This window comes from Idiomarina sp. UBA4206, from assembly GCF_002383015.1.
GTDB classification, from domain to species: domain Bacteria; phylum Pseudomonadota; class Gammaproteobacteria; order Enterobacterales; family Alteromonadaceae; genus Idiomarina; species Idiomarina abyssalis.
Genome location: NZ_DFTS01000052.1, coordinates 6,572 through 15,280, shown reverse-complemented (window position 1 = coordinate 15,280; position 8,709 = coordinate 6,572). Strand labels below are relative to the sequence as shown.

The following is an 8,709-nucleotide window of genomic DNA, read 5'->3' as shown; positions in this document are numbered from 1 at the left end:
AGCATTTCCACATAGGCCAGGCACCAGTGCGCCAGCAAAACCGGTTGCGCCCGTTGCAGGTGTGTGTAACCGGGTATGACCGTGTCTTTTTCACGTTGCGCAAGGTCCAGTAATGCCTGCTGAGTCTGCTTTAACGACTGTTGCAGAACTCCGGCCTGCTCACGGCACCACAAGCGTAAATAGGTCGCTACCTGATCATTACGACTGCGCCCGGTATGCAGCTTTTTAGCTAAATCCCCCACCTTGGCTATCAATGCCGCCTCGACAAACGAATGAATATCCTCGTCGCCACCAACAGCAACTGCCGTCGGGTCTTCGCGCACTTCGCTGAGCAGTTCATTCAATGCCTGCTGTAACTGCTGACATTCATCACGGTTCAGTACGCTAACCTTGTGCAACGCATTCGCCCAGGCTTTAGAGCCGGTAATGTCCTGCTCAGCCAGCACATAGTCAAAAGGCAGCGAATCATTAAACTGCTGAAACGCGGCATCGGGTCCTGCCGCAAAACGTCCACCCCATAGCGCCATAATCTACCCCTTTTGCTGCTTCTGTAACGCCGCTATCCGGCTGGGAAGGGAGAACAGCCGAATAAAGCCTTCGGCGTGCGCCTGGTTATAGACTTCGTCGGCACCAAAGGTCGCAAAGTCTTCGCTGTATAAACTATTCGGAGAACGTTTCTGAACCGCAGTCACTGAGCCTTTATAGAGCTTCAGTACCACGTCGCCGCTGGCGGTCGAACATAGAGACCGCGCCGCAGCCATAACCGACTGCTGCAGTGGCGTAAACCAGCGTCCGTCGTACAACAACTGTGCGAACTGCTCGCTCAATTGAGCTTTCCAACTGCGGCTGGTTTTATCCAATACCAGCTCATCAATGGCCTGCAACGCCGCCATCATGGCGGTGCCGCCCGGTGTTTCGTAACAGCCCCGGCTTTTCATGCCCACCAGGCGGTTTTCAACAATATCCACCCGCCCGATGCCATGCTTAGCGCCAATGTCGTTCAACACTTCCAGGCATTCAAAAGGCGACATCGCTTTGTCATTCACCGCCGTAATTTCGCCATTTTCGACCTTAACAGAAACATATTCCGGCTTATCCGGCGCCTGCTCCGGCGATGCCGTCATGGTCCAGACTTTATCTGTGGGTTCACACCAAGGGTCTTCCAGCTCACCGCCTTCGTGCGAAATATGCCAGGCGTTAGCGTCCCGGCTGTAGATTTTGGTCGCCGACGCCGAGCACGGAATATTGCGCCCCGCCAAATAATCCAACAACGACTCCCGGCTGCTTAACTCCCACTCGCGCCAGGGTGCAATTACTTGTAAGTCAGGAGCTAAAGCTGCGTAGCAGGACTCAAAGCGGACCTGATCATTACCTTTACCGGTACAACCGTGCGCCAGCGCATCCGCACCCACTTTACGAGCCACTTCCACCTGCGCTTTGGCAATAATCGGACGCGCCATGGCCGTGCCCAGCAAATAGGTGCCCTCATAAATAGCACCGGTTTTGAGCGTTGGGTACACGTAACTCTTCACAAACTCGTCTTTTAAATCAACCACGTGGCATTCGGATGCACCGGACGCTTTGGCTTTTTCTTCCACGCCTTCCAGCTCTTCGGCGCCCTGCCCCACGTCAGCCACAAAAGCCACGACCTCACAGCCATAATTTTCTTTTAACCAGGGCACAATGGCCGAGGTGTCCAGACCGCCAGAATAGGCCAATACAACTTTCTTCACGTAACTCATGAGGCTTTCTCCATAGATTCTGGCAGTACTGCTGCCGTTGGGTTTAATAACAGGGTTAATAAAGCGTTTTGCGCGTAAAGCCGGTTCTCGGCCTGCTGGAAACAGCGCGATAGCGGGCCGTCCATAACATCGGAGGTAATTTCATAGCCGCGATGCGCCGGCTGACAGTGCAGCACCGAAGTGGCACCACTGTGCTCAACCAGCTGCGCGTTAATTTGATAGGGATGGAAAATCTCACGGACCGCATCCAGAGGTTGATCATCGCCCATAGACACCCAAGTGTCGGTGTAGAGCGCATCGGCATCTGCCACCGCAGCAATATCGTGCGTCACCACAATGTTAGCGCCGCTCTTCTTCGCCAAAGCCTTCGCTTTTTTCACAAGGTCCGCATTGGGTTCATAGCCTTTCGGGCAAATAATAGTGCAATCGGTGCCGACTGCGGCAGCGGTTAGCATCAGTGAATGCGACACGTTATTACCGTCGCCTAAGTACACCAGTTTTAGTCCCTGTACCTTGCCGTACTGCTCCTGCAGTGTTAAAAAGTCCGCCAGTGCCTGACAAGGATGAAAGCAGTCGCACAAGCTGTTCACCACAGGTACCGAGGCGTACTGCGCTAATTCTTCTAAGGTACTGTGCGATATCACCCGGGCGACAATAGCATCAGCCCAGCAGGATAGATTACGGGCGTAGTCGGCGATGCTTTCACGCACGCCCATGCCTTGCCCGTGCTCGTTCAGGTAAACCGCATGACCACCCAGCTTCTGCAAACCAATGTCAAAAGACAGCCGCGTGCGTAAACTTGGTTTTTCAAATAGGGTAACCACGCTTTTGCCGGCCAGCGTGTGTTGGTATTTTTCGGGGTAGGCTTTTTGCGCTTGCGCTAACGCCAATAACTGTAAAGTGTCAGCCGGAGAAAACTCCAGCCCGGATAAACAATGTTTCATCATACTTACTCACTAATCTGTGTGCCTGAAAATGGGTTATTCATTACATTCCAACTGCCAATTCGCACACATCGTCGTAAGCGTTTTGCGGCGCTTAGCGCCCCGCGAACTTTCACCTCCATACCGTCTTTAATAACACCCGCCCGGGTGAGTTCCTGAATAGACTCTGAATTGAGATGGCTTAAAGGGGTTCCACTGCCGTCCAGCACCGCTTCAACATCGGTTATCAACAACAAATCGGCATTGTAGGCGGCGGCGACGGCCACAGCAGCATCGTCGGCATTAACATTGAACCAGTCGCCGGAATCACTGAAGCCGATAGAGCTAATAATTGGCAGGTAACCCTGAGCCAGTAAATCAGAAATGAGACCTGACACTCCTTCTGAAGCCGGACAAACCCCAACCTGACCTAAACTTTCTGACTGTTTAACACAAAGAACGCCCGCTTCATAAAGCGTCAGACCAATAGGTTTTAAACCTGCGGCGATAGCCTGTTTCATTAAGGTTTTATTGGCCGCACCTGCCAGGCCGCCGACAATATAAGGCATGTGCGGCTCCGGGCTGACTCTTAAACCGTTCACCTTTTCGCTGTGCAAACCGGCAGTTGCCAGCCATTGTTGCACCAGGGCACCACCACCGTGTACGAGCACAATTTCATCGTTGCTTTGTTTCAGCGACTGAAACAGCGCACTTAAGGCTTCCGGTTGTTCTAACAGGCTGCCGCCGAGTTTTATGACTTTCATAGCAAGCCCTCTTCAACAGGCAACCCCAGTTGCAGGTTAATGCACTGAATAGCCTGACTCGCCGCACCTTTCAGTAAGTTATCAATAGCCGACAGCACAATCAGTTGGTTACCCTGCCGGTGCCAGCCAATATCCACAAACGGCTGCTGAACCACGTCCTTAATGGCCGGGCGAGCCAGTTTCTTAAAGCGCACTAAGGGTTGCTCCGCATAGCACTGGTACGCGCCGGTTAAGTCATCATCGCTGGTATCGTCATTAAGCTCGGCGTACAAAGTGGCCAAAATGCCACGAGGGAACTGTGCCAAATGGGGAGTAAACAACACCTCATGCTGTAACTGCTGTGCAATTTCCGGCGTGTGCCGATGCTCAAACAGGCCGTACGCCTGCAAAGACAGCTCCGCACCCTGAGTAGCAACAGACGCTTTACGTCCTGCTCCAGTCACTCCGGACACCGCATTAATAATAACTTTGCTGCTTTTAAGTAAACCGGCCTTTTTAAGCGGAAGTAATGCTATTAAGCTGGCTGTTGGGTAACAGCCAGGAACCGCAACTAACTGAGCTTCCGCTATCTCATGCGGATACCACTCAGCAAGACCATAAACAGCCTGGCGAAGCCAATGAGCCTGCTTATGTTCGAACCCATAAAACTGGGGATAGTCTTCAATTGCGTCTAAGCGAAAACCACCGGACAAGTCTATGACTTTTAAGCCCGCCTCAAGAAACTCAGGTGCCAGTGCAACACTGATACTATGCTCCGTGCATAAAAACACGGTGTCTGCCTGGTGCTTAATGCTGGACTTCTCGTTATCCGTCAGACCTTGCAAAGGGATTTTTAAACAATGTGCGTATTGTGGATACAAATCACTCAACAAGGTACCGGCATCGCTGCTATGCTCAGACACATAGCAACCGAAAAGGCTAAGCGCCGGGTGTTGCTGCACTAAACGGCTAAGCTCAGCGCCAACGTAACCGCTGGCTCCGATAATAGCCGCTGAATGTGACGACGCTGGTTGATACTGCATGCGAAAAACCTGTTGCTGTTCCTGAGTAAAAATGCAGAATAACTGAATATATATATTTATGCAATAATAGTGAATAATTATATTAAGGATAAACTATGATAGCCGCCCGTTCTTTGCCGTCTTTTGTCTCTATGTATCAGCAGCTCATTGCTCAGCCGTCCATCAGTGCGACCGACCCTAAGTGGGATCAGAGCAACCAGAAAGTCATTCATTTATTAGCTGAATGGCTCGAACTGCTTGGGTTTGACTGCGAAATAAACGAGCTGAATAGCCAACAAGGAAAGTACAATTTACTGGCCCGGCGGGGCACTGGAAGCGGCGGTTTACTGCTGTCCGGTCATACCGACACCGTTCCCTATGATGCCAGTCGCTGGAACTTCGATCCCTTTAAATTAACCGAACAGGATAACCGCTGGTACGGGCTCGGAAGCATTGATATGAAAGGCTTTTTTGCCTTTGTTATGCAAGCTTTGAGTGAACTGGATAGCAGCCAACAAAACAAACCTATTATGGTTCTGGCAACCGCCGACGAAGAAACCACCATGAACGGTGCCCGCGAAGTGAGCCGCTTTGCGAACCTCAAGCCCCACTACTGCGTTATAGGCGAACCCACCAATATGCGTCCGGTCTATGCCCATAAAGGCCATATGAGTGAGGTTATTCGCATTACCGGACGCTCTGGTCACAGCTCCGATCCAGCACTGGGAATTAATGCCATAGAACTGATGCACGAAGTCATTTCTGCACTGCTGAAATTAAAAGAAGAGTTTAAGCATAAATATTCAGATTCAAGCTTCACAGTGCCACAGCCAACCATGAACTTTGGTCACATTCACGGCGGTGACAACGCTAATCGCATTTGTGGTTGTTGCGAGCTGCACCTGGACATTAGGCCGCTGCCGGGTTTATCGGTCGACGAACTTTATGCCCACTTGCATAAAGCAACCGAGAGTGTTCAGGCACGTTACCCCGGTTGTGTTGAATTAATCTCACTGCACCACCCGGTACCGGCTTTCCGGCAAACAACCGACTCAGCTTTGGTGCAACTGGCCGAAAAAATATCACAAAGCAAAGCGCAGGCGGTAAACTACTGCACTGAGGCTCCTTTTCTGCAGGAGCTCGGCTGCGAAACGTTGGTCTTGGGCCCGGGCTCAATAAAACAGGCACACCAGCCGGATGAATATTTGTCGGTAGATTCTATAAAGCCCACTCAAGAAAAACTAAAAAGTTTATTAAAAGCGTTTTGTTTTTCGCAGTAGCTGCCGATAACAAAACTATGTCTTAGATTTGAGTCACATCAAATCTACCAGTAGTAGACCATGAGTTTTGGTACAACAAAGGATTATCACATGATACGACAGCTCTCCATAGGTGCCCGCGCAAGTGCGGCTTTCGGACTGATTGGAATACTGACGCTCATTTTGGGCATTTTCGCACTCAACCGAATGGGGGCGATTGAAACTCAGCTAAACATCATTAGTGACAAGCAGGTTCCTTCCGTTGATAACGTCAATGATTTAGACAGAGAGTTTCTGCGCGTACGTATTCACTCCGCTAACGTCGCAGCCTACATTAACGATCCTGCGCGTCTGGAAAGGTATCAAAAGAGTTTAAATGATTCGATCAGTGCTCTTAAGCGTAATCAAAATGAATATAAGAAAACGCTTGATGACCCTGAAGCCCAAAAGCTATTTGCAGAATACATGGCCCTTGATGACGAGTACTGGAAGCTAAATAACCAGTTCGAAAAACTGGTTAATGCCGGGCTTTCCGATGCCATAGACTCCATTCGGGAAAATAGTATTCTACCGCTGACCAACAAAATTTCAGCGAAACTCGATGAGCTTTTAAACAGAGAGATGTCATTAATAGACGCAGCTTCCGACGAAGCCGATGCCGTGTCCAGTAACGCAAAAGTCATGATGATTATTGCTTTAGTGGTTGTGGTCGCTTTACTCGCGTTATTTGCTGTAACGCTTACCAGAAGCATCGTTAAACCCATTGGGGATGCCGTAGATTTTGCCAAAATCATTGCCTCGCGTGATTTAAGTCAGACCATTGAAATTGAAGGCAAGGACGAGCCCGCACAATTGCTGCAGCAGTTAAAAACGATGCGCAACCAATTGCGTGAGTCCATGAGCACTATCTCGGAGTCCTCAGAGCAGCTGGCTTCCACATCTGAAGAATTAAGTTCGGTTACCGATGAGTCAACCCGCACCATTCAGCAGCAGTCGGAAGAGCTGGAGCAGGCAGCAACCGCAGTCACCGAATTGACCACCGCCGTTGAGACCGTTGCACAAGACGCTCAAAACGCATCCGAGGCTTCTGAGGAAGCAAACAGACAAGCGCAACACGGTGATGATCGTGTCCGTCAAACCGTTCGCGCTATAGAGGAGCTCTCTCAGGAAATTGGCGACTCTTCCGGTAGCGTAACTGAACTGGCCGACAAGGTGAAAAATATTACCAAGGTGCTTGAAGTTATTCGCGGTATTGCAGAGCAAACCAACTTACTGGCACTTAACGCCGCTATTGAGGCTGCCCGTGCCGGAGAATCTGGCCGTGGCTTCGCAGTGGTAGCCGATGAAGTTCGTTCATTGGCGCACAAAACTCAACAGTCTACCGTTGAAATTGAAGACATGGTCAAAGCCATTAACGAGTCCAGCGACCGTTCAGTAGCAACTATGGACAGAAGCCTGGAGCGCGCAACGAAAACTCTGGACGTAGCTCGCGAAGCCGGGGAAGCCTTACAGCTTATTGCAACCGCGGTCGATGAAATTAACAATCACAACACCTCGATAGCCAGTGCTTCAGAAGAGCAGGCCAATGTCTCCCGTGACGTTGATAAGAACCTAGTAAGTATTCGTGACTTATCCAACTCGACAGCATCAGGCGCTGAACAAACCAGCGCATCAAGCAAAGAGTTGTCACGACTTGCCGTTGACCTCAGTGAACTGGTTAGAGCTTTCAGACTGTAACCACATTTCACCATTAAAGATGAACGGGGCCGCAATGGCTCCGTTCGAATTTTAGCCACAGAACCTCTTCCAACTAAAATAACCCTCCTGAATACTGCTAATCAACCGCATAAATTAGACTAATGGTGCGACCAGCAACTAATCTAAATCCGTGTTAACAAACTAATAACAACGGATTCAAAAATGAATAATCTATTTAACTTCAGTCAACCGCTTGATAACGATGCAAAAGCATTATTCAACGACGAGAATCAGTCTTTTCTCGCTGAGTTAGTCGATACCTTTCAACCACAATTAGAGTCCCTGTTGAAGAAACGCCAGCAACGTCAGGCGCAATTTGACCAGGGTCAGTTACCCAATTTTGACCCTGCAACTCAGAACATCCGTGAAGGGAACTGGCGCATTGCCGAACTGCCGGCCGATTTAAAAAAACGCCGTCTGGAAATTACCGGGCCGGTGGATCGAAAAATGGTCATCAATGCCCTGAATGCCAATGTCGACTGTTACATGGCGGACTTTGAAGATTCCCAGTCACCTACCTGGGAGGGCATGGTAAACGGTCAAATTAACCTGCGCGATGCCAACATTGGCGGCATGACCTACACCGACCCGGACAGCGGCAAGCACTATGAAGTCGGGCCTGATCCCGCATTACTCATTGCCCGGGTTCGCGGTCTGCACTTACCGGAAAAACACGTACAGCGTAACGGCAAGCCAATTCCCGGTGCCTTAATGGACTTTGCTCTGTACTTTTTACTGAATTATCAGCAACGCCTGCAACAAGGCTCCGGGGTGTATTACTACCTGCCCAAGCTGGAGCACAGTGACGAAGCCAAATGGTGGGCTGACGTTTTTCATTTCACCGAGAAAAAGTTCAGCTTAAAAACCAGCACCATTCGCGCCACCATACTGATTGAAACCCTGCCGGCGGTTTTTCAAATGCACGAAATACTGCATGCCATGAAAGACCATATTGCTGCACTTAACTGTGGCCGCTGGGACTACATTTTCAGTTACATCAAAACCCTGAAAGAGCATCCGGAGCGGGTTCTTCCCGACCGCCAGGTAGTGAGCATGGACAAACCTTTCCTTAATGCTTACTCACGCTTGTTAGTGAAAACCTGTCACCAGCGCGGCGCCCTGGCTATGGGTGGCATGGCGGCCTTTATTCCCAGCAAAGATCCGGCTGAGAATGAGAAAATACTCGCTAAAGTTCACGCCGACAAAACCATGGAGCGCGACAATGGCCACGACGGCACCTGGATCGCTCACCCCGGGCTTGC

Annotated in this window: 8 protein-coding genes; 3 read left to right on the top strand and 5 right to left on the bottom strand. The window is 50.3% G+C overall.

Annotated elements, in window-relative coordinates; translation table 11 throughout:
• The 5 genes from B3180_RS11015 to argC form a co-directional block, all read right to left on the bottom strand.
• On the bottom strand, positions 1-527 hold a 527-nt coding region (locus B3180_RS11015; RefSeq protein ID WP_286844514.1), incomplete at its 3' end, for a lyase family protein.
• A 3-nt stretch (positions 528-530) separates the two neighbouring features.
• Complete coding sequence (locus tag B3180_RS11010; protein WP_278358183.1) at positions 531-1,742, bottom strand: argininosuccinate synthase; 1,212 nt, start codon at positions 1,740-1,742, stop codon at positions 531-533.
• A complete protein-coding gene (locus tag B3180_RS11005; RefSeq protein WP_286844512.1) occupies positions 1,739-2,689 on the bottom strand; it encodes an ornithine carbamoyltransferase in 951 nt (316 codons plus the stop codon). Before B3180_RS11005 ends, B3180_RS11010 begins: the two co-directional genes overlap by 4 nt.
• Before the next feature lie 2 nt (positions 2,690-2,691).
• On the bottom strand, positions 2,692-3,429 hold the full coding sequence (argB, locus tag B3180_RS11000; RefSeq protein WP_278358185.1) for an acetylglutamate kinase: 738 nt from the start codon (positions 3,427-3,429) through the stop codon (positions 2,692-2,694).
• Positions 3,426-4,451 (bottom strand): N-acetyl-gamma-glutamyl-phosphate reductase, encoded by a 1,026-nt coding sequence (argC, locus tag B3180_RS10995; RefSeq protein WP_278358186.1) that lies wholly within the window; start codon positions 4,449-4,451, stop codon positions 3,426-3,428. The genes argB and argC overlap by 4 nt, the downstream gene beginning before the upstream one ends.
• Before the next feature lie 95 nt (positions 4,452-4,546).
• Between argC and argE the strand changes: the two genes are divergently transcribed.
• From argE to B3180_RS10980, 3 genes are all read left to right on the top strand, one after another.
• Complete coding sequence (argE, locus tag B3180_RS10990; RefSeq protein ID WP_286844508.1) at positions 4,547-5,710, top strand: acetylornithine deacetylase; 1,164 nt, start codon at positions 4,547-4,549, stop codon at positions 5,708-5,710.
• A gap of 90 nt (positions 5,711-5,800) precedes the next feature.
• On the top strand, positions 5,801-7,426 hold the full coding sequence (locus B3180_RS10985) for a methyl-accepting chemotaxis protein (protein ID WP_278358188.1): 1,626 nt from the start codon (positions 5,801-5,803) through the stop codon (positions 7,424-7,426).
• 183 nt (positions 7,427-7,609) lie between these two features.
• On the top strand, positions 7,610-8,709 hold a 1,100-nt coding region (locus B3180_RS10980; protein WP_286844506.1), incomplete at its 3' end, for a malate synthase.

Excerpts from the sequence above, each read along its gene's own strand:
- B3180_RS11010 (WP_278358183.1), bottom strand. The coding sequence starts at position 1,742 with ATGAGTTACGTGAAGAAAGTTGTATTGGCCTATTCTGGCGGTCTGGAC.
- B3180_RS11005 (WP_286844512.1), bottom strand. The coding sequence starts at position 2,689 with ATGATGAAACATTGTTTATCCGGGCTGGAGTTTTCTCCGGCTGACACT.
- argB (WP_278358185.1), bottom strand. The coding sequence starts at position 3,429 with ATGAAAGTCATAAAACTCGGCGGCAGCCTGTTAGAACAACCGGAAGCC.
- argC (WP_278358186.1), bottom strand. The coding sequence starts at position 4,451 with ATGCAGTATCAACCAGCGTCGTCACATTCAGCGGCTATTATCGGAGCC.
- argE (WP_286844508.1), top strand. The coding sequence starts at position 4,547 with ATGATAGCCGCCCGTTCTTTGCCGTCTTTTGTCTCTATGTATCAGCAG.
- B3180_RS10985 (WP_278358188.1), top strand. The coding sequence starts at position 5,801 with ATGATACGACAGCTCTCCATAGGTGCCCGCGCAAGTGCGGCTTTCGGA.